The organism is Collinsella sp. SGI.178 (genome assembly GCF_050313495.1).
Taxonomy (GTDB): domain Bacteria; phylum Actinomycetota; class Coriobacteriia; order Coriobacteriales; family Coriobacteriaceae; genus Collinsella.
This window is the reverse complement of the sequence record NZ_JBNPLM010000001.1, coordinates 164,321-187,036: the sequence shown is the minus strand read 5'-3', so window position 1 is coordinate 187,036 and position 22,716 is coordinate 164,321. Positions and strand designations below refer to the sequence as shown.

14 protein-coding genes are annotated in these 22,716 nt (G+C 61.5%); 13 read left to right on the top strand and 1 reads right to left on the bottom strand.

Annotation, left to right across the window (positions count from 1 at the left end):
* Positions 1-265: 265 nt before the first annotated feature.
* The 4 genes from feoB to ACQRAQ_RS00740 all read left to right on the top strand — a co-directional run bounded on the left by feoB (position 266) and on the right by ACQRAQ_RS00740 (position 6,094).
* Positions 266-2,677, top strand: coding sequence for a ferrous iron transport protein B (feoB, locus tag ACQRAQ_RS00755; RefSeq protein WP_427793426.1), 2,412 nt, complete (start codon positions 266-268; stop codon positions 2,675-2,677).
* A gap of 123 nt (positions 2,678-2,800) precedes the next feature.
* A complete protein-coding gene (locus ACQRAQ_RS00750) occupies positions 2,801-3,997 on the top strand; it encodes an MFS transporter (RefSeq protein ID WP_427793425.1) in 1,197 nt (398 codons plus the stop codon).
* Between the two features lie 153 nt (positions 3,998-4,150).
* Positions 4,151-5,527, top strand: coding sequence for an alpha-amylase family glycosyl hydrolase (locus tag ACQRAQ_RS00745; RefSeq protein ID WP_427793423.1), 1,377 nt, complete (start codon positions 4,151-4,153; stop codon positions 5,525-5,527).
* A gap of 3 nt (positions 5,528-5,530) precedes the next feature.
* The gene (locus ACQRAQ_RS00740) at positions 5,531-6,094 is read left to right on the top strand and encodes a uracil-DNA glycosylase family protein (RefSeq protein ID WP_427793421.1); all 564 of its coding nucleotides are present in this window, start codon (positions 5,531-5,533) and stop codon (positions 6,092-6,094) included.
* A 1-nt stretch (position 6,095) separates the two neighbouring features.
* Here the strand turns inward: ACQRAQ_RS00740 and ACQRAQ_RS00735 are convergent, their stop codons facing one another.
* Entirely contained in the window at positions 6,096-6,755 is a 660-nt protein-coding gene (locus ACQRAQ_RS00735) for a hypothetical protein (RefSeq protein WP_427793420.1), read from the bottom strand.
* Positions 6,756-6,848: 93 nt separating this feature from the next.
* Here ACQRAQ_RS00735 and ACQRAQ_RS00730 point away from each other — a divergent pair, with 93 nt between their 5' ends.
* The 9 genes from ACQRAQ_RS00730 (at position 6,849) to fusA (ending at position 22,668) form a co-directional block, all read left to right on the top strand.
* Positions 6,849-7,985 carry a pyridoxal phosphate-dependent aminotransferase gene (locus ACQRAQ_RS00730; RefSeq protein ID WP_427793418.1) on the top strand — a complete coding sequence of 379 codons (1,137 nt, stop codon included), beginning with the start codon at positions 6,849-6,851 and terminating at the stop codon, positions 7,983-7,985.
* 508 nt (positions 7,986-8,493) lie between these two features.
* Positions 8,494-9,015, top strand: a complete 522-nt coding sequence (gene rplJ, locus ACQRAQ_RS00725; RefSeq protein WP_117646079.1) for a 50S ribosomal protein L10 — start codon at positions 8,494-8,496, stop codon at positions 9,013-9,015.
* 102 nt (positions 9,016-9,117) lie between these two features.
* The gene (gene rplL / locus ACQRAQ_RS00720; RefSeq protein ID WP_154514707.1) at positions 9,118-9,495 is read left to right on the top strand and encodes a 50S ribosomal protein L7/L12; all 378 of its coding nucleotides are present in this window, start codon (positions 9,118-9,120) and stop codon (positions 9,493-9,495) included.
* A 311-nt stretch (positions 9,496-9,806) separates the two neighbouring features.
* Complete coding sequence (locus ACQRAQ_RS00715; RefSeq protein WP_427793416.1) at positions 9,807-10,715, top strand: UTP--glucose-1-phosphate uridylyltransferase; 909 nt, start codon at positions 9,807-9,809, stop codon at positions 10,713-10,715.
* 559 nt (positions 10,716-11,274) lie between these two features.
* On the top strand, positions 11,275-14,703 hold the full coding sequence (locus ACQRAQ_RS00710; RefSeq protein ID WP_229770619.1) for a DNA-directed RNA polymerase subunit beta: 3,429 nt from the start codon (positions 11,275-11,277) through the stop codon (positions 14,701-14,703).
* Between the two features lie 6 nt (positions 14,704-14,709).
* Positions 14,710-19,185 (top strand): DNA-directed RNA polymerase subunit beta', encoded by a 4,476-nt coding sequence (locus ACQRAQ_RS00705; protein ID WP_427793414.1) that lies wholly within the window; start codon positions 14,710-14,712, stop codon positions 19,183-19,185.
* A gap of 439 nt (positions 19,186-19,624) precedes the next feature.
* Positions 19,625-20,002 (top strand): 30S ribosomal protein S12, encoded by a 378-nt coding sequence (rpsL, locus tag ACQRAQ_RS00700; RefSeq protein WP_154514699.1) that lies wholly within the window; start codon positions 19,625-19,627, stop codon positions 20,000-20,002.
* 73 nt (positions 20,003-20,075) lie between these two features.
* A complete protein-coding gene (rpsG, locus tag ACQRAQ_RS00695) occupies positions 20,076-20,549 on the top strand; it encodes a 30S ribosomal protein S7 (protein ID WP_006235013.1) in 474 nt (157 codons plus the stop codon).
* Positions 20,550-20,568: 19 nt separating this feature from the next.
* Entirely contained in the window at positions 20,569-22,668 is a 2,100-nt protein-coding gene (gene fusA, locus ACQRAQ_RS00690) for an elongation factor G (protein WP_427793412.1), read from the top strand.
* The last annotated feature ends 48 nt before the right edge of the window (positions 22,669-22,716 follow it).

The following is a 22,716-nucleotide window of genomic DNA, read 5'->3' as shown; positions in this document are numbered from 1 at the left end:
GTTTCGGAGTGGGATGCAGTTTCCCCAGGAGCCCCCATCGGGAAACTGCATCCCGGAATTCGCCTGAATAGTGGGGTGCGGTTTCCGAAAGGGTGCCGTCTGGGAAACCGTGTCCCGGAATCCCCTCCCGCGCCTGGTTGTTCCGCATCGCATCTATTGGGCAAAGCGATCTGTCCCCATTGCAACAATCTGTTGATTGAACGTCGCTGCATGTTCGCGCTATCATGCATGGTTAAAATTGGTTAGCCATGGCAAACGGTTAGCAATGGTGAACATAAATGCAACGCCCTGTGGGCGTCGGGGGAGGAACACGGACGTGAAGCTCGATACACTCGAGATTGGAAAGGACGCCGTTGTCGCATCGGTGGCATCGGACGATCAGGCACTCCGACAGCATATTTTGGACATGGGCTTAACGCCGGGCACCGAAGTCACCATGATGAAGTACGCCCCCATGGGCGACCCGCTCGAGATTCGCCTGCGTGGCTACGAGTTGACGCTGCGCAAAGACGATGCTGCTCGCATTGAGCTCGTGGGTATTCACGACACCGATACGAGCCCGCGCGTTAACGCCGCAATCGGCACGACGGAGCACCCGGCGCTCGGTGAGGGGACGTATTCGCCCCGCGCGGCAAAAACGGCCGTGCCCGAGGGCGCGCCGCTGCACTTTGCCCTCGCCGGCAACCAAAATTGCGGCAAGACCACGCTGTTCAACCAGCTGACGGGTTCCAACCAACATGTTGGTAACTTTCCCGGCGTGACGGTCGACCGCAAGGACGGTACTGTCCGTAACCACCCCGAGGCGAGCGTTACCGACCTGCCCGGTATTTATTCGTTGTCGCCGTACACGGGCGAGGAGATTGTCAGCCGTCAATTCATCCTTGACGAGCATCCCGACGCCATCATCGACATCATCGATGCCACCAATATCGAGCGCAACCTCTACCTGACGCTGCAGCTTATGGAGCTCGACTGCCCCATGGTCATCGCGCTCAACATGATGGACGAGGTGACGGCCAACGGCGGCGCCGTGGACGTCAACCTGCTCGAGAGCCTGTTGGGCGTGCCTGTTGTCCCCATTAGCGCTGCCCGCAACGAGGGTATCGGCGAGCTGGTGGATCACGCTCTGCATGTGGCGCGGTTCCGCGAGCGCCCGGGTCGCCTGGACTTCTGCGCGCCCGATGGCCCGGACGGCGGTGCGCTGCATCGCTGCATCCACGGCATTGCCAACCTGATCGAGGACCATGCCGTGACGGCCCGCATTCCGGTGCGTTTTGCGGCGACCAAGCTGGTTGAGGGCGACGAGCTGGTGACCGAGGCACTTCACCTGGATCGCAACGAACTTGACGCTATCGAGCACATCATTACCCAGATGGAGGGCGAGGCTGGCACCGACCGCCTGTCCGCGCTGGCCGATATGCGCTTTAGCTTTATCGGCGACGTGTGCGGGCGCTGCGTGGTGAAGCCGCACGAGAGCCGCGAGCACGTGCGCTCCGTCAAGATCGACCGCATCCTGACGGGTCGCTACACGGCCATCCCGGCGTTTCTGGTGATCATGGGCCTCGTCTTTTGGCTGACGTTTGGCGTGATCGGCGCGGCGTTGCAGGGACTTATGGAGGACGGCATCGCTGTCATCATCGCCTCGGCCGATGCGGGTCTCAAGGCGTTCGGAACCAACGACGTGGTGCGCTCGCTGGCTGTCGACGGCGTGCTTACGGGCGTGGGCAGCGTGCTGACCTTCCTGCCGATTATCGTCGTGCTCTTCTTGTTCCTCTCCATTCTGGAAGACTCCGGCTACATGGCGCGCGTGGCCTTTGTCATGGATAAGGTGCTGCGTCGCTTTGGCCTGTCGGGCCGCAGCTTTGTGCCCATGCTCGTCGGTTTTGGCTGCACCGTGCCGGCTATCATGTCGACCCGTACACTCCCATCCGAGCATGATCGCAAGATGACGGTCATGCTCACGCCGTTCATGAGCTGCTCGGCCAAGTTGCCGGTTTACGGCTTGCTGTGCGGAGCATTCTTCCCGCAGGCGACGGTCCCAGCCATGGTCTCGCTCTATCTGATTGGCATTGCGGTCGGTTGCATCGCAGCTTTGGTGCTCAACCGCACGGCATTTAAGGGCGACCCGGTGCCGTTTATCATGGAGCTACCCAATTACCGCCTGCCGAGCATCAAGACGACGGTGATGCTGGCGTGGGATAAAGCCAAGGACTTTATTACCAAGGCCTTTACCATCATCTTTGCCGCCACCGTGGTCATCTGGTTCCTCCAGACGTTTGACATCCGCTTTAATGTGGTCGCCGATCAGTCGCAGAGTCTACTTGCCGGTCTGGGTAGCATCATCGCGCCGGCGTTGGCGCCGCTTGGCTTTGGCGACTGGCGTGCATCCACGGCGCTCGTCACCGGACTTATCGCCAAGGAGAGCGTCATCTCGACCCTCACCGTGCTTTTGGATGCAACGTCACCCGCGGCGCTGTCGACCATGTTTTCGCCGTTTACCGCCTACGTGTTCTTGGTCTTTACGCTGCTGTACCCGCCCTGCGTGGCGGCAATCGGTGCCGTCAAGAGCGAGTTGGGCGCGCGCTATGCCGTTGCCGTGTTTGTGTTTCAGGTGACGGTCGCCTGGATCGTGGCGTTTGTCGTGCATTCGGTGGGCATATTGCTGGGGTTGGCTTAGCTATTTATTGACGGCGCAACCTCTGTGTATTGAGTTGATTGCGGCCCCGCATCTGTACTGACGGATGCGGGGCCGTTGCTATATAATCGCCCACCGCCCAAGACAATCGGAGAGGTTTCCTACATGACTCAGGCAAGACAAGATGGCATCTCGCTCAAGCAGTGGCTCCCGCTTATCGGGCTCGCCTGCTGCGCGTTCGTGTTCAACACATCGGAGTTCATGCCCATCGGCCTTCTGACTGATATTGCCGTATCGTTCTCGCTCACCGAGGCCCAGGCAGGCATCATGATTTCGGTCTACGCCTGGGGCGTCATGCTGCTGTCGCTGCCGCTTATGGTGTTTGCCTCGCGCTTTGAGTTCAAGCGTATGCTGCTCGGCGTGCTCGCCGTGTTCTCTCTGGGTCAGTTCCTGTCCGCCGTGGCGCCCACCTATCCTATTTTGGTCTGTGCACGCCTGGTGGTCGCTTGCGCACATGCCGTGTTCTGGTCGGTCGCCTCGATTATGGCCTCGCGCCTGGTCGACGCCCGTCACGGGGCGCTCGCCATCAGCATGATCGCCACGGGCTCGTCCATCGCGCAGATCTTTGGCCTGCCGATCGGTCGCACCATCGGCCTGGCCGTAGGCTGGCGCATGACGTTTGCCGTGGTCGGGGCCTTTTCTGCCGCCGCGGTGGTGTACCAGGCAGCGGTGTTCCCGGCCATGCCGGCGGGTGAGCGCTTTGCCGTTAAACAGCTGCCCGAGCTGCTCAAGAACCCGTTCCTCATCGCGCTCTACGCGGTCACGGTTTTTATGGCGACCGGCTATTACACAGGCTACAGCTATATCGAGCCCTTCCTGGCGCAGGTCGCGCACGTCGACGCGGGCGCCATTACCATGACACTGACGGCGTTTGGCTGCTCCGGTCTGGTGGGCAGCTGGCTGTTTGGCCGCCTGTTCGACGGGCATCGCTTCCCGTTTTTGGCTATCACGCTCTCCGGCGTGCCAGCGGCCCTGCTGCTCATAGGTTCGGCCGCATCGTCGCTCGCAGCAGTGCTTGCCGTCTGCGTGCTGTGGGGCTGCTGCGCCACGGCCTTTAACGTGGCGTTCCAGGCCGAGCTCATCAAGTACACGCCGGCAGATTCGTCGGCTGTCGCCATGTCGATCTTCTCGGGCCTGTTTAATCTGGGTATCGGCACGGGCACCGCGATCGGCGGCGCCGTGGTTTCGGGCCCCGGTATCGCCTGGATCGGCTTCGTGGGCGGGGCGATTGCCGTCGTGGGCGTCATCCTCGCCATCACGGTGATGTTCCCGGCCATACGCCGCGCAAAGCCCGTCGCCTAATCACGTTTCCTCATCAGTTGCGGTGGAATAGTTCCTGTTTAAGGCCCCTGAAGGCCCAAGCGGGAACTATTTCACCGCAACTTATTTTGGGGAAGAGGATGCAAGCTGGGCATACAATGGATGTCGTTGTGTTGAGCTTACCGGGAGGTTGCTATGTGGGCATACGAGACGACGTTCTATCAGATCTATCCGCTGGGCTTTTGTGGAGCTCCGCGCGAAAACGCCGCGCCCGTTGCCGAGGATGAGCTTGCCCAGGCTGCCGACGACGCGCCCAACCCCGATGCCCCCATCATGAAAATCGCCCAATGGGCCGACTACCTGCAGGAACTAGGTATTGGCGCTGTGCTCATCAACCCACCGCTCGAGTCCGATAGCCATGGCTACGACACGCGCAGCCTGCGCCACATCGACCGTCGCCTGGGTGGGGATGCCGACTTTGCCGCCGTGTGCGAGACGCTGCATGCCCACGGCATCCGCGTGGTGCTCGACGCCGTCTTCAACCATGTCGGTCGCGGCTTTTGGGCCTTCCGCGATGTGCAGGAGCGCAAGTGGGACTCGCCCTACAAGGACTGGTTCCACATCAGCTTTGACGGCGACTCGTGCTACGGCGACGGCTTTTGGTACGAGGGCTGGGAAGGCCATTTTGAGCTCGTGAAGCTCAACCTGCAAAACCCCGCCGTGGTCGATTACCTGCTCGAGTCCGTGCGCCGTTGGGCCGAGGTCTTTGGCGTCGACGGTCTGCGCCTGGACGTCGCCTATATGCTCGACCGCGACTTTATGCGCCGCCTGCACGCCTTTGCCCGTGAGCTCAAGCCCGACTTTGTCCTGATCGGCGAGACGCTCCACGGTGACTACAACCAGATCGTCAACGACGAGATGCTCGACTCCTGCACCAACTACGAGTGTTACAAGGGACTGTACTCCAGCTTTAACTCGATCAACATGTTCGAGATCGCCCACTCGCTGCACCGTCAGTTTGGCGGCGACCCGTGGTGCATCTACCGCGGCAAGCACCTGCTGTCGTTTGTCGACAACCACGACGTGCCACGCCTGGCGAGCATCCTCACCGACAAGTCGTGCCTGCGTCCCGCCTATGGCATGCTCTTTGGTATGCCGGGCATCCCGTGCATCTACTATGGCAGCGAGTGGGGAATTGCTGGCGAAAAGGGCGGCCCCGATGGCGACTGGGCGCTGCGCCCTGCGCTCGATGAGCCTGCGCCCAACGAGCTGACGGCCTTCATCACACAGCTTGCGCACCTGCGCTTGGCCGACGACGCGGCGGCACGCGCTCTCAGCTACGGCGCGTACCGCAACGTGGCGATTCAGAACAAACAGCTGCTGTTCGAGCGCGCCTGCGACGACGCGACGGTGCTCGTGGCGGTCAATGCCGTGAACGAGCCTTATACCTTTGGAGCCGGCGAACTCAACGGCTCCTTCGTCGACCTACTTGCCGACGAAGCACCCACGGTCGAGCTGACGGGTGCGCTTGAACTTGCGCCCTACGAGGTGCGCTATCTGTTGAGGGCCTAGGCCATGGCGGCGTCAGACGAGGGCTATCAACATATTGAGCATGGGTTTGAGCCCGTGTTTGACCAGCACTCGCGCGTTTTGGTGCTCGGGTCGTTTCCCTCGGTGCTTTCGCGCGCCAATGCCTTTTATTACGGCAACCCTCAGAACCGCTTTTGGCGCGTGATGGCCGCGTGCCTTGGTGTGCCTGTACCACCCAACGAGGGCGACCCTTTGGTGGGCGGCGAGCCCGCGACGCTCGACGCCTCTATTGCCGCCAAGCGATCCATGCTGTTGAACGGTGGTGTGGCCCTGTGGGATGTGGTCGAGAGCTGCGACGTTAAGGGGTCGAGCGACGCGAGCATCAAAAACGTTGTGCCGGCATATATCGAACGCATCACTGGAGCTGCGCCCATCGAGCGGGTGGTATGCAACGGAGGTACGGCGGGGCGCCTCTATAAGCGCTATCTACAGGAGCGGACGGGTCTGTCCGCTGTCGTGTTGCCGTCAACTAGTCCCGCTAACGCGGCCTGGCGCCTGGAGCGGCTTGTCGAGCGCTGGCGCGAGGCAGTTGACTGGACCGCACGGTAATCTAGATCCTTGATTGAGCATGGGCGCCGAGGCGTTTGATGATGGCATGCCAGATTGGTGCGGGCACGGCGGGCTTGACGCGCACCATGCCGTCGACATCGACACTATCGGCATCGCCGCCGCCAAGCAGCTGCGCATGCTCTATGGAGCAGCCCATGCGTACGGCGCCCACAAGCTTATCCATCGCTTCGGAAAATGGCCGGCGTAAGAGGCCCATACGCGGGGAGTGGCGAAGCGCTGCGATGCCGCTGCCGGCACAGACGACAACGCCACCGCACCATGGCAGGTCACGAAGACGACAGGCCCGGCGCAGCCGCACGGCGGTTTCGTGTGCCCGTTCGGCGTCCTCGGACCCAGCAAGAACGACGACATAGACGCGTGTCTCTGTATCCCCGAAGCGATCGAGTACCTGCTCGACAGCGATCATCGCCTCATCATCAAATGCATCATCAACAGCGAACACCATGCCATCGACTACACCGGCATCATCCGCCTCCAAATCGACCGAACGGGGGAGCGCGGTGCCGGAAAGCTGAGCATAGGCGGCGATGGCATCCTGCAGGTCCCAAAGCAAAAACTCAAGATCGGCGCTCTCGGGAATAATGATATACGCAATGGTTTGCAGCGTTTTTGGTACATCGCCGCGTGCAGTTGTCTCCATGCCGCCTCCTTTCCGGTTGGTTTCCGTTTAGGTTACACCGTCTGGTGGCACGCGGGCGCGCTATCCTAGTGCAACCCTTACGAAAGGAATGCCATGCGACTGCCCATGAACACCTCGCTTGCCACGCTCAAGCCCTCCGGCATTCGCCGGATCAACGCGCTCGCCGCCCAGCACCCGGGGTGCATCGCGCTTGCGCTTGGCGAGCCCGATTTTCCCACGCCCGATGTGATTGGCGCCGAGGTGACCGCCGCGCTGGGCCGCGGTGACACGCACTATCCGCCCAACAACGGCCGTCCCGCCCTGCGCGAGGCGCTGTCTACCTACATGGGAGACGCGGGCCTTACGTTTTCGGCCGACGAGGTCATCCTGACCGACGGCGCGACCGAGGCCCTGTCGGCAACATTTATGGCCATGCTCAACCCCGGCGACGAGGTTATTATCCCCACGCCAGCCTTTGGTCTGTACGAGAGCATCGTCGTGGCCAACCATGCCAAGGCGGTCTTCTTGGATACGGAGCCCGCGCAATTTCAGATTGACGAAGACGCGCTTCGCGCCTGCGTGACGCCGGCGACTAAGGCCATCGTCATCTGCACGCCCAACAATCCTACGGGCTGTATCCTCGACGCGGCATCGCTTGACGCCGTGGCACACGTGGCGGAGCAGGCGGGCATCTACGTAGTCTGCGACGACGTGTACAACCGCCTGGTCTATGTGGATGGCTATGAGCGCTTTGCCCAGCGCCACCCGGAGCTACGCGAGCAGACGGTGGTCATCGAGAGCTTCTCCAAGCCATGGGCTATGACCGGCTGGCGCTTGGGCTGGCTCGCAGCTGCAGCCCCCGTCATCGCCGAGATCGCAAAGGCCCACCAATACTTAGTATCGAGCGCCGTCTCCTTTGAGATGGACGCCGCGGCCCGAGCCCTGACCGTCGACCCAACCCCTATGCTCAAAGTCTACCGAGCCCGCCGCGAACGCGTACTCGCAGCCTTAGATACCATGGGCCTCGACGTAGTGGAACCAGCCGGCGCCTTCTACGCTTTCCCCAGCATCAAACAATTCGGCCTAACAAGCGAAGACTTCTGCATCAAAGCCATCAAAGAAGCCAACGTAGCCCTAGTCCCCGGAGACTGCTTCGGCACCGAAGGCCACATCCGCTTAAGCTACTGCGTCTCCGACCAAGATCTGGACGAAGGCCTCCGCCGCCTGTCCACCTTCGTCTCAACCCTATAGCCCACCGGGACCCAAAACCATCAGCCCACCGACCCAAGTATTATGAGTGGGGCGCGCCGGCCAACGGAAAACCGGGCTGCCCCATAGTTGACGCAGGCCGCGCCGCCGAAGGCCAGGCGCAAGGTTTTCGTAGATTCCGCACGAGCCGAAGGCCACTTAATGTGGCCTTCGTGCGAGCCCAGGACTTGACCGAGCGAAAACCTTGCGCCTGGCCTTCGGCGGAGCGTGCCGGATGGTGGAATTGTGTGCAGCCCGGTTTTCCGTTGACCGACGCCGGGGTCCCCGCCATAATACTTTCGGTTCACGCACGAATCCGCTGCCAGAGACAGCCGGTGCAAACGGGCATTGCCCGCGAGCTTAATGGGATATCCCGCCAGCCGAGGTGGTCGAGTAGATATGTCTTCTCGCCCCCGTCGCTCATGCAGCGCGGGGGCTTTCTTTTTGGACATGCCCCCGTCACGTCCTTGTGGCGGACCGTGCCCGGAAAGAATTCGAGGAGGTGTAATTCATGCCCCAGCAGTACAAAATCGACAAGGTTGCAGAGATCGAGTCCCGTATCGCCGAGAATGCCGGTCTGTTCGTCGTCAACTACAACGGTCTGACGGTTAAGCAGGCTCAGGAGCTGCGTCATCAGCTTCGCGAGTGCGGCGCCGAGATGAAGGTCTACAAGAACAACCTGGTCAAGATCGCTCTCAAGAACCAGGAGCAGCCCGAGCTCGACGAGATCCTCGCCGGCCCCGTCGCTTATGTGTTCTACGAGACCGAGCCGGTCGAGGCCGCTAAGACCCTTAAGGACTTCTCCGCTAAGTCCAAGGGCGTCCTTGAGATCAAGGGCGGTATCTCCGACGGCAAGGCCGTTTCCGCTGATGATGTTAAGGCTATCGCCGAGCTGCCCACCAAGGACCAGCTTCTCGGCCAGATCGCCGGTCTCATCTCCGGTTTCGCTCGCGACATCGCTGTCTGCGTCAACGGCGTTTCCTCTGGTCTCGCTCGTTCGATCCAGCAGGTCTCCGAGCAGAAGGCAGCCTAGTCGCTGTTTTCACCCGCGGCGGCAACGCCGCACCCCTGGCGCATTCGCGCCGTGTTTTAACTGATCTCCGTGCACAGACACGGAAACCGAAAGGACTTAGAAATGGCTAAGCTTACCACCGATGAGATCATCGATGCTCTTAAGGAAATGACCCTTCTCGAGGCTTCCGAGCTCGTTAAGGCTATCGAGGACACCTTCGGCGTTTCCGCCGCTGCTCCTGCCGCTGTTGTCGCCGCTCCCGCTGCTGGCGCTGCTGAGGCCGAGGAGAAGACCGAGTTTGACGTCGTGCTCGAGGGCTTCGGCGACAACAAGATCCAGGTCATCAAGGCCGTCCGTGAGCTCACCAACCTTGGCCTGAAGGAGGCCAAGGAGGTCGTCGAGAGCGCTCCCAAGGCTGTTCTCGAGGGCGCCAAGAAGGAGGACGCCGAGGCTGCCAAGGAGAAGCTCGAGGCTGCTGGCGCTGCTGTCACCCTCAAGTAATCAGGCTTTCTCGCCAGATTTCTTTGCAGACGGGGTTCGCATTGCGAGCCCCGTCTTTTTTGTTTTGCCCCCTCATTCCCATTGCTCGGCACGCAGAACACTGCTGTCTTCGCCGTGCCAATCCCGTTACCGCTGGGGCATAAAATTGCACCATTCGAGCAATAATTTGCGTTGACCTGCTGAAGAATTGCGTTTGCCTTACGGCGACGTATGTCTCCGGCGGTAAGATACTTCGGTATCGCAATTTGGTCTGCGGCCGCCGTGCCGCACGCTTGGGGCGCTTTGCGCCTGCGAAAGGATCCTTGAATAATATGAAGGCAATCATCCCCGCCGCCGGTCTAGGCACGCGTTTTCTGCCTGGCACTAAGTGCACGCCCAAAGAGATGCTGCCGGTTCTCGACAAGCCGGTTATCCAGTATGTCGTTGAGGAGGCGCTCGCTCCCGAGGAGGTCGATGATGCTATCATCGTCACCTCTCCTGGCAAGCCCGAGCTGTTGAACTACTTCCAGCCCGATCGTTCGCTCGAGAACCTGCTGCGCGAGCGCGGCAAAGATGCATATGCCGATGCCGTTGCCCACGCAGGCGGTATGCCGGTCGACTTCCGTTATCAGTACGAGCCCAAGGGCCTCGGCCATGCCATTCGCTCGGCGGCCGATGCTGTGGCGGGGGAGAACTTCCTGGTTCTTCTGGGCGACTATGTTGTGCCCAACCATGACATTTGCGACAAGATGCTTGCCGTCTCCAAGGAGCATGGCGGCGCTTCGGTTATCGCTGTTGCCGCGTGTGCTCCCGAGGAGGTCAGCCGCTATGGCGTTATCGCCGGCGAGCGCGTGGGCTCCCTCGAGGGCGCCGAGGGCGTTGGCGATGCCGAGCCTGGCGCCGTGTGGCGTATCGGCGGCTTGGTGGAGAAGCCTGCTCCCGAGGCTGCGCCTTCTAACCTTTACATCGTCGGACGCTATCTGCTGAGCCCGCTGGTCATGGAGCTGCTTGCCGACCAGCAGGCCGGCAAGGGCGGCGAGATCCAGCTGACCGACGCCATGGCCCGCTCGCTCGACCGCGAGGCCATGTACGCCGTCGTCATCGATCCTCTGTCGGGCTACGACACCGGCACGCCTTCTGGCTGGATGGCCACCAACGCCCTTATGTCCGCAAGCGATCCTCGCTTTGCCGATGCCTTCTGGGATGCCATCGACGAGCGCGGCGGCTTGATGCGCAAGTAAACAGCGCTTACGGGTGCGGACTTCGGTCTGCACCCGTTTTTTTGCGACCTGCCGCTTAGCTCCGGAAAGTGCGACCCACAATTTGATCGAATTCTGGGATGCGCTTTCCGGCTGAGGACCCTAGCGGAAAGCGCATCCCAGAATATCGGCTCAGGACGGGATACAGTTTCCCAAACAGGGCTCAATCGGAAACTACGACCCAGTTTGAGGCCTCAAAACGGGACGCAGTTTCCGCCCGATCAGCCTTCGCCGCCATTCCGCCATTCAGCGACGCGCATCAGTAACTCTGTTCACAGAAAATATATGAACATATGTTCGATATAAGCACATCTACCTGCGTATTTTATGTCGAAAAAATTTGCTACTCCAAAAACTCAATCGCGTCAAGGCTTTTCTTGCCCAACGGTCGGTACCTGATAAACTATTAGGTTGCGATAACTGGCGAAGCTATGTCTCGCCAACCCACCGAGCATTTCCGTGAAGGAGGAAAAACCTGGTGACCTACGCATACACTGCCACTGAGCGCAAGCGCGTCAGCTTCGGGAAAATCCCGGAGGCCATGGAGCTCCCCAACCTTATCTCTGTTCAAAGGGAATCCTTTGAGCGTTTTAAGGACGAGGGCCTTCGTGAGGCGTTTAAGGAATCCAGCCCCATCCAGAGCCAGAACCATGTTCTCGAGGTTACCTTCGGCGAGCATCAGTTTGGCGACCCCGCGCATACCGTCGAGGAGTGCCGCGAGAAGGATATGACCTATCAGGCTCCGCTTCTGACCGACGTCCGTCTCACCAACAAGGAGACTGGCGAGATCAAGGAGCAGCTCGTCTTTATGGGCGACTTCCCCATGATGACCGATCAGGGCACCTTCATCATCAACGGTACCGAGCGTATCGTCGTCTCGCAGCTCGTCCGTTCCCCGGGCGTGTACTTCAGCTCCGAGATGGATTCGGGCAAGCAGATCTACAAGGCTCAGATCATCCCGTCCCGCGGTGCCTGGCTTGAGTTTGAGGTCGACAAACGCGACCAGCTCATGGTCTCCATCGACCGTAAGCGCAAGCAGAGCGCCACGATGTTCCTGCGCGCCCTTGGCATCGCCGTCACCAACGACGACATCATCGAGCTGCTCGGCAACTCCGATGTGATCAAGCGCACCCTCGAGCGCGATACCGCCCTCACCCGCGAGGATGCTCTTATCGAGATCTACCGTCGCCTGCGCCCGGGCGAGCCTCCCACCGTGGACGCTTCCCGCAGCCTGCTCGAGGGCCTGCTCTTCAACCCGCAGCGCTACGACCTGGCCCGCGTCGGTCGCTACAAGGTCAACAAGAAGCTCAACCTCACTACCGAGGAAGAGGTCACGGTGCTCACCGACGAGGATATCGTCGCGACGCTGCGCTACCTCCTGTCCCTCGCTGCCGGCGAGCAGGGCTTCAAGGTTGACGACATCGACCACTTTGGCAACCGCCGTATCCGCACCGTCGGCGAGCTCGTCGCCAACCAGTTCCGTATCGGCATGAGCCGTATGGAGCGCGTCGTCCGTGAGCGCATGAGCTCCCAGGACATCGACGAGATTACCCCGCAGTCGCTCATCAACATCCGCCCGATCGTGGCCTCCATCAAGGAGTTCTTCGGTTCCTCGCAGCTCTCGCAGTTCATGGACCAGGCGAACCCCCTGACCGGTCTGACCCACAAGCGCCGTCTGTCCGCACTCGGCCCTGGCGGTCTTGCCGGCCACAAGTCGGGCTCCAGCCGCCGCACCAACGTGCCGACGGCCGTCCGCGACGTTCACAACTCGCACTACAGCCGTATGTGCCCGATCGAGACTCCCGAAGGCCCCAACATCGGCCTGATCGGCTCGCTTGCCCTCTACGCCCGCGTCAACGAGTATGGCTTCATCGAGGCCCCGTTCCGCCGCGTCGAGAACGGCGTTGCCACCGACCAGATCGACTGGATGACCGCTGACGAGGAAGAGAAGCACGTTATCGCGCCGGCCAACACGCCGCTCGATCCCAAGACCAACGAGTTCATCACGACCGATGCCGAGGGCAAGATCGTCCGTCCGCATTCCGTGATCGCCCGTACCCGCGACTTCGACGGCTCCTTCGGCGCTCCCGCCGACGTGCCCGTCGAGGACGTCGACTACATGGACGTCTCGCCGCGCCAGATGCTCTCCGTCGCAGCCACGCTGATCCCGTTCCTCGAGCACGACGACGCTAAGCGTACGCTCATGGGTGCCAACATGCAGCGTCAGGCCGTGCCGCTGGTTCACCCCGCCGCTCCCTATGTCGGTACCGGCATGGAGCGTCGCGCCGCCCTGGACTCTGGCGAGGTCACCCTGGCCAAGAACGCCGGCGAGGTCATCTTTGCCGACGCCTCCAAGATTATCGTCAAGCATGCCGGCGGCATGGACGAATATCACCTGGCCAAGTACCAGCGCTCCAACCAGTCCACCTGCATCAACCACCGCCCGCTCGTGCGCGTCGGCGATACCGTTGAGCAGGGTGAGCCTCTGGCCGACGGTCCTTCGACCGATCACGGCGAGCTCGCACTGGGCCAGAACCTCACCGTGGCCTACATGCCGTGGGAAGGCTTCAACTACGAGGACGGTATCGTCGTGTCCGAGCGCCTGGTGGCCGAGGACCTGCTGACGACCATCAACATCACCCGTCACGAGATCGACGCCCGCGATACCAAGCTCGGCCCCGAGGAGATCACTCGCGAGATCCCGAACCTCTCCGAGGACATGCTTGCCAACCTCGATGAGGACGGCATCATCCGCATCGGCGCTGAGGTCGGCCCTGGCGACATCCTGGTCGGCAAGGTTACCCCTAAGGGCGAGAGCGCTCTGACTGCCGAGGAGCGCCTGCTGCGCGCCATCTTCGGTGCCAAGGCTCACGACGTTCGCGACACTTCCCTTAAGATGCCTCACGGCGCTTACGGCCGCGTCATCGACGTCGTCCGCTTTAGCCGCGAGAACGGCGACGACCTGGCCCCCGGCGTCAACGAGCAGGTGCGCGTCTACGTCGCCCAGCGTCGTAAGATCCAGCAGGGCGATAAGATTGCCGGCCGCCACGGCAACAAGGGTGTTATCTGTAACGTTCTGCCGGTCGAGGACATGCCCTACATGGCTGACGGTACCCCGATCGACGTTATCCTCAACCCGCTGGGCGTTCCTTCGCGTATGAACGTCGGCCAGCTGCTCGAGTGCCACCTTGGCTGGGCTGCTGCCTGCGGTTGGGATACCGAGGATGCCGATTCCGACAAGTACGTCCCCGGTCCGTTCTTTACCGCGACGCCCGTCTTCGACGGCGCCAAGGAGGACGAGATCGCCGAGGTCATCCGTCGTGCCAACAAGAATATGCTCAACAAGGCCACCGCTGCCTTTGGCGATCACATGCGCCCCGAGTTTGTCACCCAGCTTGACGAGCGCGGAAAGACCCGCCTGTTTGACGGCCGCACCGGCGAGGAGTTCCGCGAGCCCATTACCGTGGGTACGTCCTACATCCTCAAGCTCGGTCACATGGTCGACGACAAGATCCACGCCCGTTCGACTGGCCCTTACAGCCTGGTTACCCAGCAGCCGCTGGGCGGCAAGGCCCAGTTCGGCGGCCAGCGCTTCGGCGAGATGGAAGTTTGGGCACTGTACGCATACGGTGCTTCCAACGTCCTGCAGGAGATCCTGACCGTCAAGTCCGACGATACCGTGGGCCGCGTCAAGACCTACGAGTCCATCGTCAAGGGCGAGAACGTCCCGGTTCCGGGTATCCCCGAGTCCTTCAAGGTTCTCGTCAAGGAGATCCGTTCCCTCGCACTGGACATCGAGCCCATGCGCGATGCCGACGAGGACGCCTCCGCCCCCGTGACCGCCGAGGAGACCTCTGCCCTCGATGACCTGGCTGCGCTCGCCGGCGTTGACGCCGACGTCGAGGCCCAGGATGCCGAGACCGCCGAGGCACCCGAGGCTGTCGCCGCCACGACCACTGATAAGGAGTAGTTGACTGTGGCAGATTTCGAAGCTACTGAATTTGACTCGGTAAAGATCTCCCTTGCCTCCGCCGACCGGATCCGTTCCTGGTCGCACGGTGAGGTCAAGAAGCCGGAGACCATCAATTACCGTACCCTCAAGCCCGAGAAGGACGGCCTGTTCTGCGAGAAGATCTTCGGTCCCGCCAAGGACTGGGAGTGCTCCTGCGGCAAGTACAAGGGCATCCGCTTTAAGGGCATCGTCTGCGAGCGCTGCGGCGTCGAGGTCACCTCGGCCAAGGTGCGTCGCGACCGCATGGGCCATATCGAGCTCGCCGCTCCCGTGTCCCACATCTGGTACTTCAAGAGCCCCACGAGCTTCCCGATGAGCCGTATGCTCGACATCAAGTCCAAGGACCTCGAGAAGGTTCTGTACTTTGCCAGCTACATCATCACCGAGGTCGACTACGAGGCTCGCGAGGCCGACGCTGACGACCTGCGCGAGGAGCTCGCCGCCGATCTGGAAGAGATCGATGCCGAGTGCGCCCGCCAGATCGAGTCCCTCAAGGAGCAGGGCAACCCCGAGAACTTTGACGAGTTCTCCGACGAGGAGCCGCTGACCCCCGAGGAGATCGCCTCCGGCATCGTCGACATCGAGGAAGAGTGCAAGGACGAGAAGCAGCTCCGCACGGACGCCTTCAACGCCTTCATGAAGCTCACCGAGCGCGACCTCATCTCCGATGAGCCGCTGTTCCGCGAGATGACCCGTTACTACTCCATGTACTTCAAGGGTGGCATGGGTGCCGAGGCCGTCCGCGACCTGCTCGCTGCCATCGACCTCCCCTCCGAGGCCGAGAAGCTCAAGGCCATCATCGCCGACGAGGACTCCCAGAAGCAGAAGCGCGAGAAGGCCGTCAAGCGCCTCGAGGTCGTTGACGCCTTCCTGAAGGGCGGCAACAGCCCCGCGAACATGATTCTGGATGTCATCCCGGTCATTCCGCCCGATCTGCGCCCGATGGTCCAGCTCGACGGCGGCCGCTTCGCCGCGTCCGACCTCAACGACCTGTATCGTCGCGTGATCAACCGTAACAACCGACTCAAGCGCCTGCTCGACCTGGACGCCCCTGCGATCATCGTGAACAACGAGAAGCGCATGCTCCAGGAGTCCGTGGACGCCCTGTTCGACAACGGCCGCCGTGGGCGCCCGGTCTCTGGCCGTGGTGGTCGCCCGCTCAAGTCGCTCGCCGAGGCCCTCAAGGGCAAGCAGGGTCGTTTCCGCCAGAACCTGCTGGGCAAGCGTGTCGACTACTCCGGCCGTTCGGTTATCGTTACCGACCCCAAGCTGCTGCTGCACCAGTGCGGTCTGCCCAAGACCATGGCGCTGGAGCTCTTCAAGCCCTTCGTCATGAAGCGCCTGGTCGAGCTTGGCAAGGTCGAGAACATCAAGGGCGCCAAGCGCGCTATCGACCGCGGTGCCACCTTTGTGTGGGACATCCTCGAAGAGGTCATCGACGGCCGTGTCGTGCTGCTCAACCGTGCACCGACCCTGCACCGTCTGTCCATCCAGGCCTTTGAGCCGGTGCTGGTCGAGGGCAAGGCTATCCACCTGCACCCGCTGGTCTGCGCGCCCTTCAACGCCGACTTCGACGGCGACCAGATGTCTGTCCACGTGCCGCTGTCCAGCCAGGCTCAGGCCGAGGCCCGCGTGCTCATGCTCTCTGCGAACAACCTGCGCTCGCCGGCATCCGGCAAGCCGGTCAACATCCCCTCGCAGGACATGATCATTGGTGTGTACTACCTGACCCAGGTCCGCGACGGTCTGCCGGGCGAGAACCACGTGTTCTCGAGCTTCGACGACGCGCTGCACGCCTATGACTGCCGCTCCGAAGTCGACATGCAGGCCAAGATTCAGGTCCGCGTGTCCGCCGAGAACGCCAACGTCATCAACGAGGACGGTACCCGTATCTTCCGCGTCAAGAACGGCAAGAACGAGTTCGTCGACTACGATGTCACCGGTAACAAGACCGCACGCTTCGAGACGTCTATCGGCCGCATCATCTTCAACCGCCAGTGCCTGCCCGAAGACTACGAGTTCATGAACTACAAGATGGTCAAGGGCGATGTGGCCAAGCTGGTTGCCGACTGCTGCGATCGTTACCCCGAGGCCAAGGTCGGTCCGATCCTCGACTCTATCAAGTACTCCGGCTTCCACTACGCTACCCGCGCCGGCCTCACCATCTCGGTGTGGGACGCTCTCATCCCTGCCGAGAAGCAGGAGCTGCTCGACCGCGCCCAGGCCAACGTCGACCAGATCAACGAGTACTTCGAGGAGGGCTTCATCAACGAGACGGAGCGCCACATCGAAGTCGTTAACGAGTGGACCGCTTGTACCGACAAGGTTGCAGCGCTCATGCTCGACATGTTCGACGAGGAGAACCCGCTGTACATGATGGCCGACTCCGGCGCCCGTGGTTCTAAGACCCAGCTGCGTCAGCTCGGCGGCATGCGTGGCCTGATGGCAGATATGTCCGGCGAGACGATCGACCTTCCCATTAAGGCGAACTTCCGCGAGGGCCTGCTGCCGCTCGAGTACTTCATTTCGACCTACGGCGCCCGTAAGGGCCTGGTCGATACCGCATCCCACACCTCGGACTCTGGCTACCTGACCCGTCGTCTGGTCGACGTGGCCCAGGACGTCATCGTCCGCGAGGAGGACTGCGGTACGCACGAGGGCGTCACCTACAACCTCATCATCCCCGGCACCACCGACCTCAACACCGATCTTGTCGGCCGTTGCTTCATTGAGGACGTCGTGGCTCCCGATGGCACCGTGCTCTTTGAGCAGGACGGCTATATCGAGAAGGTCGCCGACATCCAGAAGATGGTCGATGCGGGCCTTAAGAAGGTCAAGCTTCGCGCGCTGCTCACCTGCCGCTCCAAGTACGGCGTGTGCCAGAAGTGCTACGGCTGGGATCTTTCCACCCGTCGTCCGGTCGCCATCGGTACCGCAGTCGGCATTATTGCCGCCCAGTCCATCGGCGAGCCCGGTACGCAGCTTACGATGCGTACCATTCACTCCGGCGGCGTCGCTGGCGTCGACGATATTACGCAGGGTCTGCCTACGGTCAGCCGTATGTTCGATATCGTCGGCAACGTCAACGAGAAGATCCTGGGTCGCGAGGCCGAGCTGGCTCCGTACTCCGGCCACCTCTCGATTAAGCCCGAGAAGTCCGAGTACGTGCTGACGCTCACCGACTCCGAGGATCACACCCGTGTCCTCGACGAGCGTCGCGTCCCCGCTTCGGTGCGCTTTATGCCCGAGATCGAGGACGGCTGCGAGGTTCGCGCCGGCGACCAGATCACCAAGGGCTTCGTCAATTTCCGCAACCTGCGCAAGCTGACCGACATCGAGTCGACGATGCACACCTTCGTCGAGAGCGTCAAGGACGTCTACACCAGCCAGGGCGTCGACCTGAACGACAAGCACATCGAGGTGCTCGCACGTCAGATGCTGCGTCGCGTTCAGATCACCAACCCCGGCGACTCCAAGTACCTGCTTGGTCAGTACGTCGACCGCTACGAGTTCGCCGACGAGGTCGAGCGCGTTGCCCGTCTGGGCGGTCAGGCTCCCGTGGCTGAGCCCGTCATCTTGGGTACGCTCAAGGTTGCGTCCAACATCGACTCCTGGCTGTCGAGCGCTTCGTTCATCCGTACCGCCGGCGTCCTTACCGAGGCTGCTATTGAGGGCAAGGTCGACCACCTGCTCGACCTTAAGTCCAACGTCATCGTCGGTAAGAAGATCCCGGCTGGTACCGGCCTCAAGCCGTACGCTAACGCCAAGCTGACGTATCGCACGGCCGACGGCTACGTGGACATCGATGGTCCGGCTTCGCCCAACGCCAAGTCGCTGCCCGAGTGGGCTCCCGTGGAGCTCAAGGACCTGGACGAGCGGCTCCCGCAGCAGCTCGACTGGGCCGGCTACGACGAGTTTGGCGGTGCTGACGGTTCGTTCACCCGCAACGGCCACACCATCTCCGCCGAGAAGGCTCGCCTGTACCTGTTCGACGACCTGGGCGTGTCGCAGCGCTGGACCAACAAGTTCAGTGAAGTCGGAATCGAGACGGTCGGCGACCTGGTTGGCAAGTCCGAGGAGGATCTGCTGCGCATCGATGGCATCGGTGCCAAGGCGATCGAGGAGCTCCGTGACGGCCTCGAGGCCCACGACCTGCTCTACATCCTCGAGAACAACGACGACGTTGCCGACGAGGAAGACCTCTCGCAGCTGCTGCAGATGGTCTTTAGCCCCGACGGTCCGGACGACATCCTGCTGGGCACCTCCGCTCCGACGCATCACGCCGATGCCGACGAGGAGCTCCTGGGCGCCCCGATCGACGACAAGAAGGCTTCCGCCAACGGTGCCATCAACGAGGACATGGCTTCCCTCGACGAGCTGCTCAACCAGCTCGTGGACACCGACGATGCCGAAGAGGCCAAGGACAACGACGGGGAGTAATTTCCTAGTACGTTAACCGCCCTTCCAAAGACCCGCTCCCCAACAGGGGAGCGGGTCTTTTTTGTTGGGGAACGTTGCCCCGACGAGTACGTCGGATTCCCGGGACGGGCGGCATAGGGGTTAAGTTTGTCGCGAGTTCCGCACGAGCCGGAGGCCACTTAATGTGGCCTCCGTGCGAGCCAGGACTGTAGAGCAGCAAACTTAACCCCGGGGGCCGCCCGTCCCGGAAATCCGCCCTCGCGCACAGGAGGGGATTCCTTTTGTGTAGGCTTTGCGGAAATGTGGCTATTTTAGGATACGCCCGGCGGAGTGGTCTGTTGACGACACAGCTAACGGCACGTATCCTATCGAGCTGCGTGTTTCGTAGGGGGATGCTGACCCCTCGATTCAAGCCGTTGCACTTTACAGAAAGCTGGAATCATTCGAGAAGGAGTACGCTTTGCCTACTATTAACCAGCTGGTTCGCCAGGGCCGTCGTTCCGCGCCCAAGAAGTCCAAGAACGCTGCTCTGCAGCACAACTCCCAGAAGCGCGGCGTGTGCACCCGCGTCTTCACCACGAGTCCCAAGAAGCCGAACTCGGCTCTTCGTAAGGTTGCCCGTGTTCGCCTCGTCAACGGCATCGAAGTTACTGCTTACATTCCGGGTGAGGGCCACAACCTGCAGGAGCACTCCATCGTGCTCGTCCGCGGCGGTCGTGTTCGTGACCTCCCTGGTGTCCGTTATCACGTCATCCGTGGCGCCTACGATGCTGCTCCGGTCCAGAACCGTATGCAGGCCCGTTCCAAGTACGGTGCTAAGCGCCCCAAGGCCAAATAAGCCAGATAACGTTTTGATACTTTCGCCGTGTGCCGCCTAAGCGCCGCACGGTAGACACTTAAGGAGATTTCACATGCCGCGTCGTGCAGCAGCTAATCGTCGTGAGGTTCAGCCTGACGCCGTTTACAACAACCGCCTGGTGACTCAGCTCATCAACAAGGTCCTTCTTGACGGCAAGAAGGCCACCGCTGAGCGCATCGTTTACACCGCTTTCGAGATCGTTGCCGAGAAGTCCGAGGGTGGCGACGCTCTCGCTACCTTCAAGAAGGCTATGGACAACGTCAAGCCCACGCTCGAGGTTAAGCCCAAGCGTGTCGGTGGCGCTACCTATCAGGTCCCGATGGAGGTCAACTCCCGTCGTTCCACCGCTCTGGGCATCCGCTGGATCGTCAACTTCTCCCGCGCTCGCAAGGAGAAGACCATGGCTGAGCGTCTCGCAAACGAGATTCTGGACGCTTCCAACGGCCTGGGCGCTTCCGTCAAGAAGCGTGAGGACGTCTTCAAGATGGCCGAGGCCAACCGCGCGTTCTCTCACTATCGTTGGTAAGTTAAGGTAAGGAACTAACATGGCTAAGGCTAAGCACAAGCTTTCCGATACCCGTAACATCGGCATCATGGCCCACATCGATGCCGGTAAGACCACCACGACCGAGCGTATTCTTTACTACACCGGTAAGACCCACAAGATCGGTGAGGTCCATGAGGGCGCTGCCACCATGGACTGGATGGTTCAGGAGCAGGAGCGCGGCGTAACCATTACCTCCGCTGCTACCACGTGCTTCTGGAACAAGGACGGTAAGGACTACCGCATCCAGATCATCGACACCCCGGGCCACGTTGACTTCACCGCCGAGGTCGAGCGCTGCCTGCGCGTCCTCGATGGCGCTGTCGCCGTCTTCGACGCCGTTGCCGGCGTCCAGCCCCAGTCTGAGACCGTTTGGCGTCAGGCTTCTACCTTCAACGTTCCCCGCATCGCCTTCATCAACAAGTATGACCGCGTGGGCGCTGACTTCTTCAACGCTATCGAGACCATGAGGGATCGTCTCGACGCCAACGCCGTGGCCGCTCAGGTCCCGATGGGCGCCGAGGACAACTTCTGGGGCGTCATCGACCTGGTCACCATGACTGCATGGGACTTCAAGGCCGACGAGAAGGGCATGACCTACCCCGAGCCGATGGACGAGATCCCGGCTGAGTTCGCCGACATCGCTGCCACCAAGCGCGAGGAGCTCCTCGACGCCGCTGCCAGCTTTGACGACGAGCTCATGGAGAAGATCCTCATGGAGGAGGACTTCACCGTCGAGGAGCTCAAGGCTGCTCTTCGCAAGGGCGTTCTGGCCAACGAGCTCAACCTCGTCTTTGTGGGCTCCGCCTACAAGAACAAGGGCGTTCAGGAGCTGCTCGACGCTGTCGTCGACTACCTGCCCAGCCCGCTCGACGTTGAGGCCGTCACCGGTACCGATCCGGAAACCGGCGAGGAGATCGTGCGTCATCCCTCCTTCGACGAGCCCTTCTCCGGCCTGGTCTTCAAGATCATGACCGACCCGTTCGTCGGTAAGCTCACCTACGTCCGCGTTTACTCCGGTCGCGCCGAGTCCGGCTCCTACGTGGTCAACGCCTCCAACGGTCAGCGCGAGCGCCTCGGCCGCATCCTCGAGATGAACGCCGCCGAGCGTATCGACCGTGACGACGCTTGCGCCGGCGACATCGTCGCCTGCGTTGGCTTCAAGAACTCCACCACCGGTGACACCCTGTGCGCCGAGGGCAAGGAGATCGTCCTCGAGAAGATCGAGTTCGCTAAGCCCGTTATCGACGTTGCCATCGAGCCCAAGACCAAGGCCGAGCAGGACAAGATGTCCCTGGCTCTGACCAAGCTCGCCGAGGAGGACCCGACCTTCACGGTGTCCACCAACCACGAGACCGGCCAGACCATCATCGCCGGCATGGGCGAGCTGCACCTCGAGATCATCGTTGACCGTCTGCTCCGTGAGTTCAAGGTTGACGCTAACGTCGGTAAGCCCCAGGTTGCCTACCGCGAGACCGCTGGTCACGACGTCGAGAGGGCTGAGGGCAAGTTCGTCCGTCAGTCCGGCGGTCGCGGTCAGTACGGCCACGCCGTCATCAAGCTCGAGAAGATGGAGGAGGGCTTCGGCTACGAGTTCGTCAACGCTATCGTCGGCGGCGTCGTGCCCAAGGAGTACATCCCGTCCATCGACAAGGGCATCCAGGAGGCCCTGAACACCGGTGTTATCGCCGGCTTCCCGGTCCTCGACGTTAAGGTCACCCTGTTCGACGGTTCTTACCACGAGGTCGACTCCTCCGAGGCCGCCTTCAAGATCGCCGGTTCCATGGCTATCAAGGACGCCCTCAAGAAGTCCGATCCGCAGCTGCTCGAGCCGATCATGGCTGTCGAGGTCGAGACCCCCGAGCAGTACATGGGCGACGTTATGGGCAACCTCTCCGGTCGCCGCGGCAAGATCGAGGGCATGGAGGATCGCAAGAACACCAAGCTCATCCGTGCCAAGGTGCCGCTGGGCGAGATGTTCGGTTACGCTACCGACCTTCGCTCCCAGACCCAGGGCCGTGCATCCTACACGATGCAGTTCGACTCTTATGAGCCTGCGCCCAAGTCCATCGTGGACGAGGTCATGAGCAAGAACGCCTAAGTTCGAGCTCCCTGTTACGTAATCCGCGAGAACATCTCTCGCACTCTT